The 17,588-nt window shown below is 65.2% G+C and carries 17 protein-coding genes; 2 read left to right on the top strand and 15 right to left on the bottom strand.

Annotation, left to right across the window (positions count from 1 at the left end):
• The first annotated feature begins 95 nt into the window (after positions 1–95).
• Both R2770_00085 and R2770_00080 read left to right on the top strand, forming a co-directional pair.
• The gene (locus R2770_00085; GenBank protein MEZ5278845.1) at positions 96–512 is read left to right on the top strand and encodes a VOC family protein; all 417 of its coding nucleotides are present in this window, start codon (positions 96–98) and stop codon (positions 510–512) included.
• A gap of 145 nt (positions 513–657) precedes the next feature.
• Positions 658–1,956 (top strand): DUF222 domain-containing protein, encoded by a 1,299-nt coding sequence (locus tag R2770_00080; protein ID MEZ5278844.1) that lies wholly within the window; start codon positions 658–660, stop codon positions 1,954–1,956.
• 56 nt (positions 1,957–2,012) lie between these two features.
• Here the strand turns inward: R2770_00080 and R2770_00075 are convergent, their stop codons facing one another.
• The 15 genes from R2770_00075 to R2770_00005 all read right to left on the bottom strand — a co-directional run.
• On the bottom strand, positions 2,013–2,666 hold the full coding sequence (locus R2770_00075) for a hypothetical protein (GenBank protein MEZ5278843.1): 654 nt from the start codon (positions 2,664–2,666) through the stop codon (positions 2,013–2,015).
• 1 nt (position 2,667) lies between these two features.
• Positions 2,668–3,240 carry a type 4a pilus biogenesis protein PilO gene (pilO, locus tag R2770_00070; GenBank protein MEZ5278842.1) on the bottom strand — a complete coding sequence of 191 codons (573 nt, stop codon included), beginning with the start codon at positions 3,238–3,240 and terminating at the stop codon, positions 2,668–2,670.
• Complete coding sequence (gene pilM, locus R2770_00065) at positions 3,240–5,009, bottom strand: type IV pilus assembly protein PilM (GenBank protein MEZ5278841.1); 1,770 nt, start codon at positions 5,007–5,009, stop codon at positions 3,240–3,242. Before pilM ends, pilO begins: the two co-directional genes overlap by 1 nt.
• Positions 5,010–5,247: 238 nt before the next feature.
• Positions 5,248–6,000 carry a prepilin peptidase gene (locus tag R2770_00060; protein ID MEZ5278840.1) on the bottom strand — a complete coding sequence of 251 codons (753 nt, stop codon included), beginning with the start codon at positions 5,998–6,000 and terminating at the stop codon, positions 5,248–5,250.
• 185 nt (positions 6,001–6,185) lie between these two features.
• Positions 6,186–6,683, bottom strand: a complete 498-nt coding sequence (locus R2770_00055) for a prepilin-type N-terminal cleavage/methylation domain-containing protein (GenBank protein ID MEZ5278839.1) — start codon at positions 6,681–6,683, stop codon at positions 6,186–6,188.
• A 147-nt stretch (positions 6,684–6,830) separates the two neighbouring features.
• The gene (locus tag R2770_00050; GenBank protein MEZ5278838.1) at positions 6,831–7,076 is read right to left on the bottom strand and encodes a type II secretion system F family protein; all 246 of its coding nucleotides are present in this window, start codon (positions 7,074–7,076) and stop codon (positions 6,831–6,833) included.
• Positions 7,063–8,046, bottom strand: coding sequence for a type II secretion system F family protein (locus R2770_00045; GenBank protein ID MEZ5278837.1), 984 nt, complete (start codon positions 8,044–8,046; stop codon positions 7,063–7,065). The genes R2770_00050 and R2770_00045 overlap by 14 nt, the downstream gene beginning before the upstream one ends.
• 29 nt (positions 8,047–8,075) lie before the next feature.
• Entirely contained in the window at positions 8,076–9,608 is a 1,533-nt protein-coding gene (locus tag R2770_00040) for a PilT/PilU family type 4a pilus ATPase (protein ID MEZ5278836.1), read from the bottom strand.
• Between the two features lie 30 nt (positions 9,609–9,638).
• Positions 9,639–11,501 carry a hypothetical protein gene (locus R2770_00035; protein MEZ5278835.1) on the bottom strand — a complete coding sequence of 621 codons (1,863 nt, stop codon included), beginning with the start codon at positions 11,499–11,501 and terminating at the stop codon, positions 9,639–9,641.
• Between the two features lie 5 nt (positions 11,502–11,506).
• On the bottom strand, positions 11,507–12,082 hold the full coding sequence (locus R2770_00030; GenBank protein MEZ5278834.1) for a sigma-70 family RNA polymerase sigma factor: 576 nt from the start codon (positions 12,080–12,082) through the stop codon (positions 11,507–11,509).
• Positions 12,079–13,821: an O-antigen ligase family protein gene (locus R2770_00025; protein MEZ5278833.1), complete on the bottom strand. Its 1,743-nt coding sequence runs from the start codon at positions 13,819–13,821 to the stop codon at positions 12,079–12,081. Before R2770_00025 ends, R2770_00030 begins: the two co-directional genes overlap by 4 nt.
• Positions 13,814–14,650, bottom strand: a complete 837-nt coding sequence (gene aroE / locus R2770_00020; GenBank protein ID MEZ5278832.1) for a shikimate dehydrogenase — start codon at positions 14,648–14,650, stop codon at positions 13,814–13,816. Before aroE ends, R2770_00025 begins: the two co-directional genes overlap by 8 nt.
• 27 nt (positions 14,651–14,677) lie before the next feature.
• Positions 14,678–15,838, bottom strand: a complete 1,161-nt coding sequence (gene mltG, locus R2770_00015) for an endolytic transglycosylase MltG (protein MEZ5278831.1) — start codon at positions 15,836–15,838, stop codon at positions 14,678–14,680.
• Positions 15,835–16,287, bottom strand: coding sequence for a Holliday junction resolvase RuvX (gene ruvX / locus R2770_00010; protein MEZ5278830.1), 453 nt, complete (start codon positions 16,285–16,287; stop codon positions 15,835–15,837). Before ruvX ends, mltG begins: the two co-directional genes overlap by 4 nt.
• Before the next feature lie 2 nt (positions 16,288–16,289).
• A partial coding sequence (locus R2770_00005) for an alanine--tRNA ligase-related protein (GenBank protein ID MEZ5278829.1) occupies positions 16,290–17,588 on the bottom strand: 1,299 nt, incomplete at its 5' end.

Below are 17,588 nucleotides of genomic sequence, written 5' to 3'. Positions count from 1 at the left end.
ATCGGTCGGAATCTTGTCTTGTTCGTTCAATGCCGGCCCCTCGAGCGTCGAAACTCCAGTTGTACAGAACTACGGTACCAGACCACCATCGCGTCATGAAACGACCGTCGATGCGCGTGTCCGGGCCAACCCTCGACGCAGCCGATCCGCTGGCGCTGGCGAGGTTCTACGAACTGTTGTTGGGATGGCCCATGGTTCGAATGGAAGGGCCCCGTCCCGGCAGGCCTTCAACCGGCGGCTGGGCGATGCTGCGGTCGCCCGACGGTAGCCAGAAGCTCGAGTTCCAGTGGGAACCGCACTATCGACGCCCTGTCTGGCCGTCAATACCAGACCGGCAGCTGATGATGATGCACATCGACATCGGCGTCGCCGACCTGGAGAAAGGCGTCGAGTGGGCGCTCGCGCAGGGTGCAGAACTGGCAGAACACCAGCCACAGGAGGGTGTCGCAGTGCTGCTCGACCCTGAGGGTCATCCGTTCTGCCTGTTCATCGACGACCGGCTCGTGCCCTAGCGAAGCAAATCCTTCCTGGTTTGTTCGACACAATGTTGTTGATCGAACGTATGTTCGGTACAATGCGCTCATGGTGTTAAAGGAGTCCACAGGGACCGGCACATACCTGGGCACGAGCGGGGTCCGGGATACGAGGCGCAGGCGGTTGAGTGTCGATCTGATCGATGCCGACGATCTCTTGGCGATGCCGATTCCCGAGGTCGAGGCCGCGCTGAGGTCGCTTCGTCGCACCAGGGCAAGGCTGGCGGGGTACGAGGCGGTCGTCGTCGACGCCCTCGAGGTGTTGCGCCTGCGAGCACGCCCTGCGCCACCCGATCCTGACCCGACGCCCGCAAGCGGCGCCGAGGACGAGCCGGGCCCAGAGTCAACGGCAGGAACCGGACCGCAATCACAACCCGACCAAGATTCTGACGCCGACACCGACGACGGGCCCGAACCCTCGCGGCGTGAGCAAGAACAAATGCGCAAGCGTGCGGCGCTCGGACGCGACTTCCCGAAGGTCGCAGCGGCGTTGCGGCGCGGAACCATCAACCTCGAACAGTTCGATCTACTCACGCGCTCGGGGCTCGGTTCGGAACGGGTCGATGAACTGCTCGAGCAGGCGATCGAATCCGGCTCCGCCGACGCCACACGTCACCTGGTTCAACAGGCCCAGCGCGACGAAGACGAAACGTCGCCGCGGGTCAGGTTCTTGCGCCAGCAGAACCTTCGCCGCTTCTCGCACGGCATCGACGAAAACGGCAACTACTGGTTCAACCTCGTCGTCGACCCCATCGTCGGCGAGACGATCCTCAAGCTGTTCGAGCGGGCCGAGCGCAGCCAATGGCAGCGCAGCGACAAGGGTGCCAAGCAACATCGCACACCGGTGCAGCGGTCGGCGGACGCGTTCGCCAGCCTCGTCCTCGATGCACGCACTCCGCGCAAACCCAAGGCCGGTGACGCCGCAGATGCCGGCGCCCATCTGGTCATCGACGCCCACAATCTCCTGAAACTGGCGGCCGGTCGGCGCGACGCCGTTGCTCACACGCTGAACGGGCAACCCGTGCCTGGCGAGAAGTGGCAACAGCTCGTCGACCGCAAGGCAGAAATCTTTGCTTGGGTTCTGGCCGCAGACGGCGCCGAGGTGAACCTCGCCAGATCCAGCCGCCACGCCACCGAGGTCCAGAAGCTGGCGCTGGCTATCCGCGACGGAGGGTGCTTCGGAAATCACTGCGACCGCACCGTCGGTGCCTGCGACGCACATCACCTCATCGAGTGGGAGAACAACGGGCCCAGCGATATCGCGCTACTGGCTCTGGGTTGCCCCAGCGATCACAGCCACCTGCACAAGACTGGGTCACGCCTGCAACACGGCGAGCGGCCGGGCGACTGGATGCTGGCAAACCCGCACACCGGCGAGGTGGTCGCGAGGTGGAGCAATCCCCTACCCCCTTGGCGACGATGAACGATGTACCGAGCACTAGTCGGTGCGGGCCGACCGAGATCGGCCGACCCCATCGACTACTTCAGGATCTCTTGGCCCTCGCACAGGTTGAAACGAGAGTCTCCGTACATGAAGCTGCCGCAGCCGGTACCCAGGTCCAACGACAGCACCTGATAAGCGCCGTCGAAGGTCTGGCCTTGCTGAACTCGATACACCGTGCTGCCCACACGCACCGTCGCGGTGACAGTGCCCGCATCATCGAACACCTCGATCAGGGCAACCGATTGGTTGCGGACAGGGTCGGTCTCGATCGGTGCCGTCGTAGTGGTGGTGTCGCCGGTCTGGCCGTCGGTGCCGGTCGACCCCTCAGAGGTGGGTGTCGTGCCACCGTCGCCGCCGTCGGCAACCGTTGTTGTGGTGGTGTCGGTGCGTCCTGAACCGGTCGGGAACACGGCCGGCTTTTCGAATGGGTTCTTGCCACCGAAGACCTCGAAGGTCTCGATGACCTGCGCCGCAGCAACCTGCGTGCGGGTGGCCGATGCATTGGACACGACCACCGACGGGGTCTGGGTACCAGCGGTGTCGGAGGTCTGCGAGGCGGCGGGTCCACCCATCATCGCAGGCGCGACTGCGGCGGCCAGAAACACCAGCAGCGACATACCGGCCGCCAGCCGCAGGCCCGTACGGAGCCTTGCGTGGCGGTCTTCGGGAATCATCGGGTCGGGTTGCATCTCAAGCCCCCTCGGCACCGGCGGTAGCGGTGGCGACGAACAGGCGGCCGCTCAAGGTGACGTTCAGGTCGGGCGGCCCCACCAGCTCGTCGGGTCCTTCGACCGGTGCGCCCGAAGCGGTCATGTTGTCGATCACGAATACCCTCTGCATGGCCTGCAGACGGTTGATGAAGTCGAGCATCTGGAAGTAGCCGCCCGCACCGGTGATCTGGATACCGATCTCGGTGAGGCTCGAGTTGCCGATCCTGGGCTCTTCGGCGGTGATGGTCAGAAAGTCCAGGGCCGACTCTTCGCCCGCCTGGTTGGCTGCCAGGATGAACTCGTACATGTCAGGCGAGTCCGGAACCGCCGCCGACAATGTCTGAAGCCTGCTCTGCAGCTGGGGCATGTTCTCCTCGGTGGCGCGAAGTCGGGCCACCTGCGCTGTCAGCGACGATGCCTGCGTCTGAGCCAGGTCATAACGACTCTCGGCCGCTGCGATGTCCTTGCCTGCGGGGCTCCACATCAAGAACCACCAGGCCAGCAGGATCACGACCGAGATCCCGATCGCTCCCATTATGAACTTGCGGTTCATCAGCCCTCCTCGACCGCAGGCTCTTCTGCGGGCGCTCCGTTGAGGACACTTGCTTCCTCGACGTCGATGGTCACGTCGTCCGCCCCGTCGATCAGATAACGCTCGAGCCTCGAGGTCAGTGCTCTGTCGGTCAGGACCGCCGAGGACGAGAAGGCGACCTCTCCCAGATCGTCACCGTCGGCGCCCGGTCGGCGAACCGAGGCAGGCAGCCACAACCCCGACATCGATTCGAGCGACTCCAGCCTCATCAGCCAGCGGGCAGACGATGTGTGGTCAAAGCCATTGCCCGAAATCTGGATGGTGCCGAGTTCGGTCGACGAAGGCGCCTTGCCGATGAAGGCGGTGATCCAGGTGTCTTCTGGCATCACCGTCGCCACCTCTTGGATCAGCTTGGTCCAGGCGACATCGGAAGCCAGGGCGGTCTCGACCAGAGCCTGACGAGACTCGACGACCTGCTCGAACTGGGCGACGGGCTGCAGCTCAGCCACTTGTGTTTCGAGGTCGGTGACCCGGGCTTCCTCGGTGCGCGCACGCTGGTCTGCCTCTGTGGCCGCCGAACGTCGGTTCTGACCCATCATCACCAAGCCGAAGGCGAACAGGCACACGCCGGCGCCGACCAGCACCGCCTTGCGACGTTGCTCCTTGGCCTCGTGAATCTCAGGCGGCAACAGCGACAGACGACGAGCACCGCGCTCGACTGGGCGGCCGGCCATGGCCAAACCGATGGCGACCGATGCCAGGTCTTCGGCCTGGCGAAGCTGCTCTGGGGTGAGGTTGGTACGCCCCATCTCGACCCGGCCGAACGGCGACCCGATGACAACCGGGGCGTTGACCGCACGTCCGAGCTTGTCTGCCAGCTCTGGGACACGCCTGCCACCACCGGTTACGACCACTCGCCCAAGCGGGGCGGAGTGGGTCTGCGAGGTGTGGAACTCCAGTGAGCCCTGGATCTCCTCGACAAAGGCTGCGACGCGCCTCTCTACGACCGCCGCCGCCGCTGTGGACGGCGGATCGTTCACCAGCCCAAGGGTGACCTGGCGCTTGTAACCCTCGGCCTCGTCCAGCGATACGTCTAGTTCGTCCGCTATGGCCTGGGTCAGCTCGTTGCTGCCCAAACCGACGATTCGAATGAACCTGGGAATTCCGAATTCGTGGACGACAATCGTCGTCACGCCGGCACCGATCGAGATGATCGCCTCACCCTTGGCGTCGTTTACGTCCAGCTCCTCGAAGCCAGACAGATCGACCAGCGAGCGCAGCAGCGCGAACGGAACGAGGTCGACCATCACGGTCTCCAAGCCCGCACCGGTGACAGCGGTGATGAGGCCCTCGACCATTCCTCTTTGAGCGGCGACGATCAGCACGCGAAGCATCTCGTCGCCCTCGTCGCTGATGAAGCGCTCGAGAACCTGATAGTCCAGTACGGCCTCTTCGAGCGGAATCGGAATCAGCTCTTGGGCCTGGAACTCGACCGCCGACCGGAGGTCGTCGTCGGCCATGGCGGGCATCTCGGTGGGGCGAACCACCACCCGCTGGTTGCCAACGCCTACCACGACCCGCTTTGACGAGAATCCGGCTTCGCGCCAGAGGCGCTTGATCGCTGCCGATACCTCGGCACTGTCGACGACTTCGCCGCCCACTACCGCGCCAGGCCTGATGGCTACCTGGCCAAAGCGCGACACCGTCACCTGGCCGCCTCGGCCAAGCCTCAACTCGGCGGCTGTTACTGCATGTGTGCCGACATCAAGGCCGATGACCCGCTGCGTCACGATTGGACCTCCCGGCAGCCGTCACCGAAGCCGGGCGCGGTCGCACCACTTCGGCTGCTGCTCTCTACGTTGTCGGGTTGGGTTTTCACCGTCTTCTCCCTCGCAGGCCCCTTGGCCTCGGCGGGCAGCGCCTGCTGCAACCGACATCGTTTCGAGTCGACCGAGGTACCGAACACATAAGACCTGACATGGGTTCGCGCCGGTGGCGCTGGAAGTTGCATCACATTTGCCATCTCGCTCAGGTCCCCAGATAGGCATCGAGAATGGGCCCGCCGAACGCGATGGCCACCAGCGCGCCGGCCGCAAGGAATGGCCCGAAGGGAATGGCCGACTTGCGCGAACGTCCGCCCAGCACCATCAATCCCAGGCCAACGACAGCGCCGAGCAAGAAGCCTGCGAACAGGCCAAGGGCCACCTCGCCCATCCCGACGTAACCGAGATGCATGCCGATGTAGCCGGACAATCGAACATCGCCATAGCCCATGCCTCCCGGAGCGATGAACCAGATCACGAACAAGATCGCGAAGCCCAGTGCTCCGCCGGCGGCGGCCCAGATGAGCCTCGAGGGCTCGGAGTCGAGGATCGATCCGGCTATCAGCAGCGCCGCCCCGACCGCGCCGGCCGGATACAGCACCTTGTTGGGGATCTTGCGCGTGTCGATGTCGATGCCGCTGAGGGCGATCAGAACGGCGGTGAACACCAGGAAGGCCGGCAGGGCCCACCGGGCACCTATGGCCAGGGCCACCAGAACAAAGGCCGCTCCAGTCGCCAGCTCGACGAACGGGTAGCGCACCGAGATGGGTGTGGCACAGCTACGACAACGGCCGCGCAACAGCGCCCACGACACCAGTGGGATGTTGTCGAACCAACGAATCGCAGAGCCGCACTCGGGGCAGCGGCTGCGGGGTTTATTGACGCTCTGGTCGCGCGGCACGCGGTGTATCACCACGTTCAGGAACGACCCGATGATCAGGCCGTACAGTCCGGACACCACTGGAACGATCACGGCATTTCATGTCGGCCCCGGCCGGCGGTGGATAACCAGCGCCACGAGGGGCTGGGACAAAAACCAAGAGACCCAGCCCCGAGGGGCTGGGACAAAAACCAAGAGACCCAGCCCCAGGGGCTGGGTCTCTTTGAATCACCGGATCGGGGGTTACCCCGAGTCAGCGGGGTTTACCACTCGGCACCGAAGGTGACGCCGGTGGTGTTGCTGCCCTGGCAGTCGCCGCCAGCAGCACCCTGGGCACGGACACCGAAGGTGGTGCCAGAAGTGCCGGCGGTGTTGCCGACTGCGTCACGCAGGTACCAGCAGTCGCCCGAGTCCGACAGAGCGGCGTAGACGATGGACTGGTTGTCTGCGGCAACAGCGAAGCTGACCTCGTTGGCGTCCGCCGAGACGGCAGCCTGGAAGGTCAGGGCAGGTTCGGTGTCAGCCAGTTCGGCTGCGGTCGCACCCGAGTAGTCGCCATCGTCGGCATAGATGACCTTGCCGGCGGTGAGCGCGTTACGCAGGTTCGACTGAACCGCACGGTCCTGAGCCCTCTCTCGTGCACCGAGGAAGGTAGGTACCGCAATTGCGATGAGGATGGCGATGATGAGCACGACGACCATGAGCTCGATAAGAGTGAAGCCGTCCTGATTCTCACGCCGCTCCTGGAGCTGCTTGAGCATTGCTTGTCTCCTGATGTGTCAATTGATGCGGCCAATCGGCCACGAGACTCCATCGGGAGATCCGGTCGCAATCATGAGGAATTCGTATCGTTACCGAATCAGTTTTGTAACCGCGTTCAGTTTCCGCTAAGGCGGTGCAACGTTCGGTTATTCGATGAGGTTTACGATGTTGAACATCGGCATGTACAACGCGACGACCATGCCGCCGACGGTGCCACCCAGCACGACGATCAGCAGCGGTTCGAGCAACGACGTCAAAGCGTCGACGGTTGCCTCGACCTCGGCCTCGTAGAAGGCGCCGACACGATCGAGCATGGTGTCGACAGCACCGGTCTCTTCACCAACCGCGAGCATCTGGGTGACCATGGCGGGGAAGATCTCATGGTCTGACATCGGGGCGGCCAACGACTCGCCCTGCTTGACACGCTGCTGGATGTCGTCGACCGCGTTCCATCACTGCGTTGCCCACTGTCTCGGAAGTGATCTCGAGCGACTCGAGGATCGGAACGCCGGCACGAAGCAGCGACTCCATGGTTCGGGCGAAACGCACGATAGAGGTCTTGTGCAGCAGGCCACCGAACACAGGCGCCTTGAGGCTTATGGCGTCCCACTGGGCCAAGCCGGCCGGCGTCGCCTTCCACTTCTTGAACGCGAAAATACCGATACCAGCGCCCACCATGATGAACAGGATGTAGCTCGTCACGAAGCCGGATGCGCCCAGAAGGATGCGCGTCGGCAGGGGCAAGGTGCCGCCCAGTTCGGAGTACATCGACTCGAACATCGGCACGACGAAGATGAGCATGCCTGCGAGGATGAACACGACCAGCACCAGAACCGCGACCGGGTAGGTCATGGCCGACTTGATCTTTGCCCGCAGGGCCACCTGCTTTTCGATGGTGTCTGCCAACTGCATGAGCACCTGATCGAGCACACCGCCCGTCTCACCGGCGCGCACCATGGCGACATAGAGACGGTCGAACACCTTCGGGTGCTTGGAGATGGCGTCCGACAGCGACTCGCCACGTTCGACGGCGGTCGACACCTCACCGATGATTCGTGCCAGGGCAGGGTTCTCGGTCTGGTCGCCCAGGATGTGCAGGGCCCTCATCAACGACAGACCCGAGTTGATCATCGTCGCAAACTGGCGGCTGAAGATCGACAGATCCTTGAGCTTGACCTTGTCGCCAAAGCCAGGGATCTTGATTTCCTTCTTGAGCGCCGACTCGTTCTGCTGATCGATGGCGATGAGGGCAAATCCCATCTCGCGCAGGCGCGCCGCAACCAGGGCCTCGTTGTCGGCCTCGATCGTGCCCTCGACGAGTTGGCCCTGCTTGTCCCTGACCTTGTAAGCGTAAGTTGCCATGTGCGGTCCTTAGATCACCCTGTTCTCGGTCAGCCCTGGGCGATCATTCGCTTGAGGTCCTTTTCATCGACGCATCGGTCGATGGCGTCCTGCATGGACACGACGTTGCGGCGCACCAGCCGCGCCAGCGACTGGTCCATCGTCTGCATTCCGAACGACCCGCCCGACTGCAGGGCCGAGTAGATCTGGTGTGTCTTGCCTTCGCGGATGAGGTTCCTGATGGCCGGCGTAACCACCATCACCTCGCAAGCGACAGCGCGGCCGCCCTCCATCTTGGGAACCAGCTGCTGGGTGACGACGCCCATCAGGGCCGAAGCCAGCTGAACCCTCACCTGCGACTGCTGGTGAGCGGGAAACACGTCGATGACACGGTCGACCGCCTGCGGCGCGTCCTGGGTGTGCAGTGTGCCGAACACCAAGTGGCCGGTCTCTGCAGCGGTCAGGGCGGTGTGAATGGTCTCGAGGTCCCTCATCTCGCCCACCAGAATGACGTCGGGGTCCTGGCGCAGAACGTGCTTGAGAGCCTGTGCGAACGAGTGCGTGTCCTCCCCGACCTCGCGCTGGTTGACCACGCAGCGCTTGTGGCGGTGAACGAACTCGATGGGGTCCTCGACCGTCATGATGTGGCCGGCGCGCTTGGTGTTGATCACGTCGATCATCGATGCCAGCGACGTCGACTTACCAGAGCCCGTGGGGCCGGTGACCAGCACTAGACCCCGATGCATCTCGGTGAACTGGGTGACCGACTCGGGTAGGCCAAGCGTGTCCAGCGCCACGATGGTGTCGGGAATGGTCCTCAGCACCGCACCCACCGAGTTGCGCTGGAACAGCACGTTCACACGGAAGCGACCGCGGCCCGGGATCGAGTGGCTGGTGTCCAGCTCGAGTTCTGACTCGAACTTCTCGCGCTGCTTTTGTGTCAGCACGTCGTAGATCATCCGCCTGATCTCGGAGGGGTTCATGACCGGAAACTCGGTCAGAGCCTTGATCTCGCCGCTGACTCGAACCGCCGGATGGAAGCCGGTGGACAGGTGCAGGTCGGAACCACCCAGGTCGAGCACTCGCTCCAGCAGCTCGTTCAGGTGGGTGTCGGTGACCGCATCGCCGATGCTGGCCTTGCCGCCGCTGCCATACATCCTCTCGATCAGCTCGAGAAGCTCGGAACGCACGGCCAGGCAGCCAACGAAAGGTTCGGCGCCAAGCTCGGCCGCGATTGCGGCGTTGGCGGTGTCGCTGGTGGGGTTCTCCATCGCGATGATGAAGCCCTTGTGATCTCGATCGACCACCACCGCATTGTGTGTGCGAGCCAACTCCTCGGGAAGTCGCTTGTCCAGATCGGGACGCACCGCGTGCTCGGCCAGATCGATGAACGGCAGCGCCACCTGCTCGGCGATGGCGGCGATCATGTCCTTTTCGCCGACGATGCCCTCTTGAACCAGCAGGCTCGAAATCGGGATGCCCTCCCGAGCTTCCCTGTCGAGGACCACCTCGAGTACGTCCCTGGACAGGACCTTGCGCTCTATGAGTAGCTCGCCGAGGCGGCGCGATGAAGTCTGGAGCATGTCCAGATTGTCGGCCGCTGGTGCTGGGGGTTAACCGAGGGGTGCCACCATGGCCGAACGGGCATCGGGCTTGGCCTCATCGAACAGGTACACCACCAGAGCGTCGTCGACGATGCGAGCGTTTTGGAAGAACTGCGGGGGCTCGATTTCGATCGTTGCCTGAGACCATGTCTGCCCGTCCCGGCTAGCGCTGATGGTGAACATCGTTGGGCTGTCCTGGCCAGTTTCCGAATAGAAGCGCTCGAACTCGAGGTTGGCCTGCTCGGCGCTGATGCGGCCCACCACCGAACCGCCGGCGTCCACGATCAGGAGGTTGCCGCTGCGATCGTCGGAGAAATCCCACAGGCTCGCCTGAGTGCCGCGGACCATCTCGATGGGGGTGCCGTCGGGGCCAGCAGCAGTGATCGTCCCGGTGGTGAAGTCGACGGATACCTCGACGCCACTGTCGGCGACGAACACCAAGGGTTCGATGTCTGCGCCCTCGACCGCAGTCGTTTCGTCGAAGGCGATGCCGGACGAATCGACAGACGAGATCCAGCCACGCCCGGGAAGCTCGACGCGATTCCATGCCGATCCATCGAATCGCCACAGCCCCGTGCTGCCGGTGTTGGAGTATGTGGTGGCGAATACGGCTCCGCCCGGGCCTGGGCTCACCTCACCTACCGTCTCGCCGTCTGCGAGTGGCGGGTTCGACGCACGAGACCAGCCGTCGCCGTCGGAGGTCGAAAAGACCTGCACTTCGACGCGGTACATGTCGTCTTGCCCCGCCGACCCGTCTTCGTTCCAGACAGTGGTTCGGCTGAAGGCATACACCTGCTCTCCACCGTCGACAAGGGTCACCGCCTCGGCCCTGCCCGTACCCAAATCGACGCGCTCGAACCCGCCGCTGGGTTTGCCGACGAACAACTGCGTGATGGGGCGCAGCCACGGTGTCGGGTCGGCGCCGAGCTCTTCGAAGGTCACCAGCTGAGGGTCGTCTGCGAACTCGGCCCACACGACGTCACCATCTGGCGACTGGCACGTGTTCTGTCCGGGCGTCCAACCATCGGGGCAGCTCGGCTCGGACTCCGAATGCACCAGGAACCCGGCGCTGACGACCTCGACCCACGAGTCGCGGGGGAACACACCTGGGAACGCCCACTGCGGGTCGACCCATCGGGGATCGACAGCGGTGACCAGCAGCCTGTCGCCCACGGTTGCGACCCCCGAGATCCACGGAACGTCTCCGCCCGCATAGGAAATGCCCTCGGGCAACTCCACGAAGGGCAGGTCGACCGGCTCGACCGACCACGCGGCCCCATCTGTAGATGATGCAACGACGATGTCGACGCCACCGAACTCGGTCTTGATCCTCGACCCCGGAACGGTCGACACCGTATACAGCGTGTTGCCCAGCGCGGCGATAGAGCTGATCTGCATGTCTGGGCGCGAGACCTCTTCCCACTGGTCGCCTGCAGAGGCCCTGCGCCAGACACTGTTGCCGGCGAACTCGAACTCGCGACTGGCGGTCGACGTGGACACGCCGAACTGTGTGCCGTCGTCGAGCACGACGACGTTGCGCACCAGCCTCGCGAGGCCCTCGGCATCGACCACCTCGAACTCCAGAGGGGCGCCCGCGGCAACGAAGTCCCCCGTCGACGGGTCGATAGAGCCGATGGTCGTCGAGACGCCGTCGGCGTCGCCCACCGCGGACACCGTCTCGCCGGTTTCACGCTGTACCCACATGGTCACGCCGCCAACGGCGGCGACTGCGACGATTGCGCCGGCGACACCATTGGCTATGCGACGACGTCGGGCCCGGGTCCGGCCTCTGGCCACCACTTTGTCGTAGTCACCCGGCGACACACGGACGCGATCTGCAAGCCTGCCGAGACGTTCATCGATGGAGTTCATGTCGTTCACTTGGTGGCCTCGTTGTTTCGGTCGTCTGGAGAGAGTTCGTTGCGAAGGTGGTCGATGGCACGCGACAGCCGACTCTTGACGGTTCCGGGCTTGATCTTCAGGGCGGCGGCGGTCTCGTCGTTGCTCATGTCGAGCACGAGGCGACACACGACGACCGCTCGCTGTGCCTCGGGCAGGCTCGCCAGCGCCGCGACCAATTCGTCGTCGACCGGCGACGGGTCGCTGATGTCGAGACGAGGTGGTGCCTGCCCGGCGATGATCTCGCGGTGGCGCCGGCGCCTCACCAGCACCGACCTGGACCAGTTGAGGCCCACCCGATAAACCCAGCCCGCGGGTCGCTCGTAGGTGGAGACCACTGCCCACCGGGTGAACGCTCGGGCCATCGCCTCGTCGGTCGCCTCGGCCGCCAGCTCGGCGTCGCCGATGGTCACGGCCAAGGCCCTGGCCACATCGTCTCGGGCCGATCGGTAGAAGTCGTCGAAGCGAAGCGCGGTCGCGCTGTGAGCGGCGAGGTCGATCGATGCGTCGGCTGTAGTAGCTGCCATCGGCCCATACACCCGCGAGCGCTTCATCTGGTTCCATCCGAGTCGAGAAGGTCCATCGGCAGCTCGCCGCCCAGATCCAACGCCCTGTTGATCGACGACGCAACGGTGTCGGCCGCGCCCGCCGACAGGGCTACCCGAGCTCGGGCAAACCACAGGTCGGGATGGCTCGGGTCTGCTTCCAGCGCCGCGTCGACGACCTCGACGGCTTCGGCGGCACGATCGGGAACCAGGGTGGCCAGATACGACCACGACACCGCGATGTCGACCCGCAGGCCGGGGTCGTCGGGTGCCCAACGCCTGGCGGACTCGAGTTGATCGATGCGCTGGACCCAAGACGACGGAACCGCGGCCACGGTCGCCACCCGTGCCAACACACGGTGATATCTGACGACGTCGGGACGAAGGTCGACTGCGCGCTGGGCCGCGTCCACGGCATCCAGACGGTGGCCGGCTATGTCTGCTTCGAGTGCGCTAGCCGCGCTGCGATCGGCGACGACCTCGACGCAGGACGCACACGCCCACACCACGGCCGCGCCGGCACACACGAAGGCCATCAGGGCCTGCGTCGGCGACGCAACCCTGCTGGGGTTAGGGCTCTCGGCGTTGGCAGCGGTGAGTCCACCGAGCAGCAGCCACCAGAGCGGGTCGATCTCGACCACCGGGAACAAGCCCAACTGGGCGACCGGAAACGCGACGACCAGCAACAGCGGACCCATACCCCAACGCCGTCGAATCGACTCGAGCAGCCCGGCCACCGCGACCAGCCAGCCGATCAGGCCAACCAGGCCCACGCTCGCCGCCACATCGATGACCAGATTGTGGGCTCGGTCGGGTGTGACATCTCGGCCGTAGGCAACCGCATATGCATCGCCGATATGGTCGACGGCGGCGATTCGATAGCCCTCGGGCCCCACGCCCAACACCGGATGATCGGCGACGATCCCCAGCCCGATGGTCCACTCGTCGAACCTCGACTCGAGCCCGCCGCCTGAACCCAAAGCGGTCGAGGCCCTTTGGCCGGCGAGGCCCCACGGCACCAACAACGCCGCGGCAACCACGCCGGCGAGGGCCAATGCAACAACTCCAAGCCGTTGCCGCGCCCTCCCGACCCGAGCGCCCATGAGACCCGCGCCGATGGCCACCACGGCCAACCCGACCCACGCCGACCGACTCGACGTGGCGATGGTCAGAGCTGCCGAAACCAGGCCACCCAACAGCGCCAAGAACCGGGCCTTTCCGTGCCAACGGTGGGCCTGCAGCAGCAAGACCGCGGTGAACACGACGCCGGCCGAGCCGGTGTACGACGCCGAGCCGTATGGCCCGAGCAAGCGGCCTGACCCGGCGTCGAGGTCAACAGCGGTCACGCCCATCGACTCGAACAGGCCCACCAACACGAACGCGGCAGCACCGGCGGTCAGTGCTCGCAGCACGTTGACCGCGCCGAGCCGTCGGCCCACCACGAACGCGGCGGCCAGGGTGCACCAACCGACCACACCCATCCGCCGTTCGGGCGTGCCGATCCATGCCATCACGGGGTCGGCTCCGAACAGAGCTGCAAGAGCCAGGGCGCCGAGAAACACGCCTGCGCCAACCGATACCAACCGCCCCAGCGGGCCGACGCGATACCGGCGCGTCAAGGCCACCATCGCGGCGAACCCGGCGATGATCACACCCTGCTTCGCTGGTCCGTAAGGCCACCATCCGCCAGGATCGACAGCCACCACCGACGCGACCACCAGGGCCGCCAGCAGCCTGTGCTCAGCCACCGAGATCGACTGCCGACCTCATGGCGTCGATCGGTGCAGGCAACCCCGTCCACATCTCGAACTGGATGGCAGCCTGGTGCAGCAACATCCCGAGCCCATTGACGGTGGCGGCGCCCTTCGCCGAAGCCGCCTGCAGCAGCGGTGTCACAGCCGGGTGATAGATCAGGTCGGCAACCAGGTGGGATGGCGTCAAGGCGTCGATCACCTGGACGGGCAGGGCCATTCCACCCTCTGCGCCCATGCCGACCGGTGTCGAGTTGACCACCAGGCCGCTCGCAGCCACATCGGCGAACGTTCCCACCCGGGCAATGTCGGGCGCGCACGCAACGGCCTGCCGGGCGCGTTCGTAGGTGCGGTTGACGACGGCGATGTCGGCTGCACCTGCTGAGGCCAGTGCCTGCACGACCGAACGAGCAGCACCGCCCGCACCCAGCACCACACAAGCAGCGCCAGCCGGGTCGAAACCAACGTCGCCCAGCGAACGAACGAAGCCAGCCCCATCGGTGTTCTCGGCCACTATCGCGTCGCCGTCCCAGCGCAAGCAGTTGGCCGCCCCGAGCGCTTCGACCGCCTGCGACCTGCGGTCGGCGCCGGCCGCCACAGTCTCCTTGTGAGGCATCGTCACCGACATTCCCCCGATGCCCAGGGTGCGCATCGCTTCGACCGCCAGGGCACCATCGCCGGGCGCGACCTCGAGGGCGACATAGGTCCAGTCGAGCCCCAACGCATCGAAGGCCGCGTTGTGCAATGCAGGCGACAGGCTGTGGCGCACCGGGCTGCCGATGACGGCCGCCAGCCTGGTGGCACCGGTCGGGGCTTCGCGCTTCATCCGTTGCTCCGCAGCTGCCCGGTCGACCTAGGGCCCGCAGCCCAGGTCGAGCTCGATGCAGATCTGCTTGTCGGCCTCGAACTGTTCTGCGGTCTCGCTGAAGCTGTGGGTGCCGTCGGTGCTGGTCAGCACGTAGTACATCCACTCGCCGTCGGCAGGGTTCAGGGCCGCTTCGATCGACTTCTCGCCCGGTGAGGCGATGGGTGTGGGAGGCAGGCCCTGACGCAGCCTGGTGTTGTAGGGCGAGTCGGTCTCGAGCTCTGACTGAAGCAGCACGTTGTCGCCGGTGAAGTAGACGATGGTCGCGTCGATGCCCAGCGGCCACCCTGCTTCGAGCCGGTTGTAGATGACCCTTGCGATCTTGGCTCTGTCCTCTTCGACCTTGGCCTCTTCTTCGATGAGGCTGGCCACGATCAGCGTTTCGTATGGGGTCAAGCCGACGCGGTCTTGCGAGCGATACAGGCCCAACCGGTCGCCGACGGCGTTCATGTTGTCGATCAGCAAGGTGATGAGGTCGTCCGGGGTCGACTCGGCCAGCAGCGAGTAGGTGTCTGGGAACAGCAGCCCTTCCCATTCCTCCATGTCTGGTTCCAGAGCGCCCAGCGGCGGGCCATAGTCGGAGCGATAGCGCCCGTTGCGCAGCTGGCGCAGGAAGTCGTTGCCGTCGAAGGTGAGCCCCTCGACATCGTCGATGCGTTCGGCGATCTGCTCGATCGTGAGGCCCTCGGGTAAGGTCACGGAAAGTGTCGGGGCCAAGGCGACCCTGACGGGGCCCTCCTCGAGCACGCCGAGCACCTCTGATATCGACATGTTCTCGCGGAACTCGAAGTCGCCGGCCTGGAACTCGACGCCACCCTTCAACCGGATGTACCAGCCGTAGACCGTGGCGCTGGGTATGACTCCGTTGTCTTCCAGCAGGTTGGCGATGGAGCCCGACGAGTCACCGCGTTCCAGGGTCAGCTCGACGACGTCGCCCGGCTCGCCAGGCGGGTCGATGCGGGTTTCGATCCAACTGCGGACCCCGAAGAAGAACATGATGAACAACACCACGACGCCGGCGATGACGCCGAGCGCCAGGAACGAGCCCTTGTCGCCCCGCACATAGACCTCCTCGTAGTCCCAGTGTTCCTTCTCGGGCTTGCCGGACGGACGCGGCACAACGGGTTGTGGTGGCAGCGGGGTTGTCACGACTCCATTGTCTCCGACGAACCATCTGATTTGGTGGCAGCCTGGCCATCGAGCCAGTCCTGCAACATCACCGTGGCGGCCACCATGTCGATCACCTTGCGCTTCTGCCTGGAGTCGAGCTCGGCCTGCGACAGGTAGAAGTCGGCGGTGGCGGTGGTGAAGCGCTCGTCATGAACCACCACCGGAACGCCCACCACCTTTGCGATCTGCTCGGCTTCGGCTCGGTACTTGCGTGCCTGAGGCCCCTCGGTGCCGTCGAGCGACAGGGGCAACCCCACGACGACCACCTCGGCCTCGGCTTCGTCCACCAGGGCCTTTATGGCCCGGTGATCCCGGGTGGCGTCGCCTGTGCGGTGGACGGTCTCGAACGGGGTTGCCAGGGTGCCCTCGCTGTTCGACAGCGAGACCCCGATTCGTTTCGAGCCGAGGTCGACCCCGACGGCGCGCACGCTCAGATGCCCGCGGCCGAACGGGCCAGTTCGAGAGCCTCGTCGATGCCCTCGACGTTCTTTCCACCGGCAACAATCAGCGAGGGGTTGCCCTTGCGGCCGAACCCGCCTTGCACGGCCTTGGCCGACTGGTCGATCAGGTCGGCTGCGTTGAAGCGGCCGTTCTCCTTCACAGCAGCCACCAGGACCACGCCGCCCTTTTCGCCCGCACCCGCCAGAACAACGGCATCGATTCCCTCGGCCTCACGGGCCGCGGCAGCCATGTCGCGCATCGTGTCGCGGTCGAGCCCGTCGAGCCTGGCGATTACCACACCGTCGACGACACTCTCGGTGAGGCTTCCGGCCGCCTTGGCCGCCGCAGCCTGCTGCATGGCCTTGAGCTGGCGCTGAAGGGCCTTGATCTCGTCGTTGCGCCGCCTCACCGCATCGATGAGGCCGTCGGGCGAGGTCGCGAGCATGTCCGACAGCTCGTCGAGCAGGTCTTCGTCGGCCCGCAACCGCTCGACCGTTGCAGTGCCGGTGATGGCCTCGATGCGGCGCAGGTTCGAGCCGATGCTCGACTCGGACACGATGCGCAGGTGACCGATGTCGCCCAGCTTGGCCACATGGGTGCCGCCGCACAGTTCGATGCTGTTGCGGCCCGCCTCCAGCACCCTCACCGTGTCGCCGTACTTGTCGCCGAAGAAGGCGATGGCGCCCGCGTTCTGGGCCTGTTCCATCGATGTCTCATAGTGGCGGCAGGTCTCGTTGACGAGGATCTCGGCGTTGACCATGTCCTCGATGGCGGCGAGTTGCTCTGGAGTCACGGCCTCGAAGTGGCTGAAGTCGAAGCGCAGACGGTCGGGCTCGACCAGCGAGCCGGCCTGCTTGACGTGGTCGCCCAGCACATCGCGCAGTGCCCAGTGCAATATGTGGGTGCCGGTGTGGTTGCGCCGGATCTTGGCCCGACGTTCCCAGTCGACATCGGTTGTGGCGGTCTGGCCCTCGCCGATGGTTCCAGACTGCATCACGGCGATGTGGCGGCTGAGGCCCGCTATGGGCGCGTTGGTGTCGACCACCTGGGCCACACCGCTGTCGGTGGTGATGGTGCCTGTGTCTCCGACCTGGCCACCGCCCTCGGCATAGAAGGTGGTGCGGTCGAGGAAGATCTCGACCATCTCGGCGTCGCCATCGGTCGGGTGGGGCAACACGGCCAACACGCGGCCGGTGGTGCATGGCCCCGACCGGTCGAACTCGGTCACTCCGAAGCGCTCGACGATGTCGCGGTAGGCCTCGGTGTCGGCCCCGGCCCCACTGTCGCG

Source organism: Acidimicrobiales bacterium (assembly GCA_041394185.1).
Classification (GTDB): Bacteria; Actinomycetota; Acidimicrobiia; order Acidimicrobiales; family Poriferisodalaceae; genus JAAETH01.
Note: the sequence above shows the minus strand (reverse complement) of the source record. Positions and strands in the feature narration are given on the sequence as shown.

What these genes read in the sequence shown, in the direction of transcription:
- aroE (MEZ5278832.1), bottom strand. Translation starts at nt 14,650, where the DNA reads ATGAAGCGCGAAGCCCCGACCGGTGCCACCAGGCTGGCGGCCGTCATC.
- R2770_00050 (MEZ5278838.1), bottom strand. Translation starts at nt 7,076, where the DNA reads ATGTCAGACCATGAGATCTTCCCCGCCATGGTCACCCAGATGCTCGCG.
- R2770_00040 (MEZ5278836.1), bottom strand. Translation starts at nt 9,608, where the DNA reads ATGCTCCAGACTTCATCGCGCCGCCTCGGCGAGCTACTCATAGAGCGC.
- R2770_00030 (MEZ5278834.1), bottom strand. Translation starts at nt 12,082, where the DNA reads ATGAAGCGCTCGCGGGTGTATGGGCCGATGGCAGCTACTACAGCCGAC.
- R2770_00075 (MEZ5278843.1), bottom strand. Translation starts at nt 2,666, where the DNA reads ATGCAACCCGACCCGATGATTCCCGAAGACCGCCACGCAAGGCTCCGT.
- pilO (MEZ5278842.1), bottom strand. Translation starts at nt 3,240, where the DNA reads ATGAACCGCAAGTTCATAATGGGAGCGATCGGGATCTCGGTCGTGATC.
- R2770_00055 (MEZ5278839.1), bottom strand. Translation starts at nt 6,683, where the DNA reads ATGCTCAAGCAGCTCCAGGAGCGGCGTGAGAATCAGGACGGCTTCACT.
- R2770_00085 (MEZ5278845.1), top strand. Translation starts at nt 96, where the DNA reads ATGAAACGACCGTCGATGCGCGTGTCCGGGCCAACCCTCGACGCAGCC.
- R2770_00045 (MEZ5278837.1), bottom strand. Translation starts at nt 8,046, where the DNA reads ATGGCAACTTACGCTTACAAGGTCAGGGACAAGCAGGGCCAACTCGTC.
- R2770_00035 (MEZ5278835.1), bottom strand. Translation starts at nt 11,501, where the DNA reads ATGAACTCCATCGATGAACGTCTCGGCAGGCTTGCAGATCGCGTCCGT.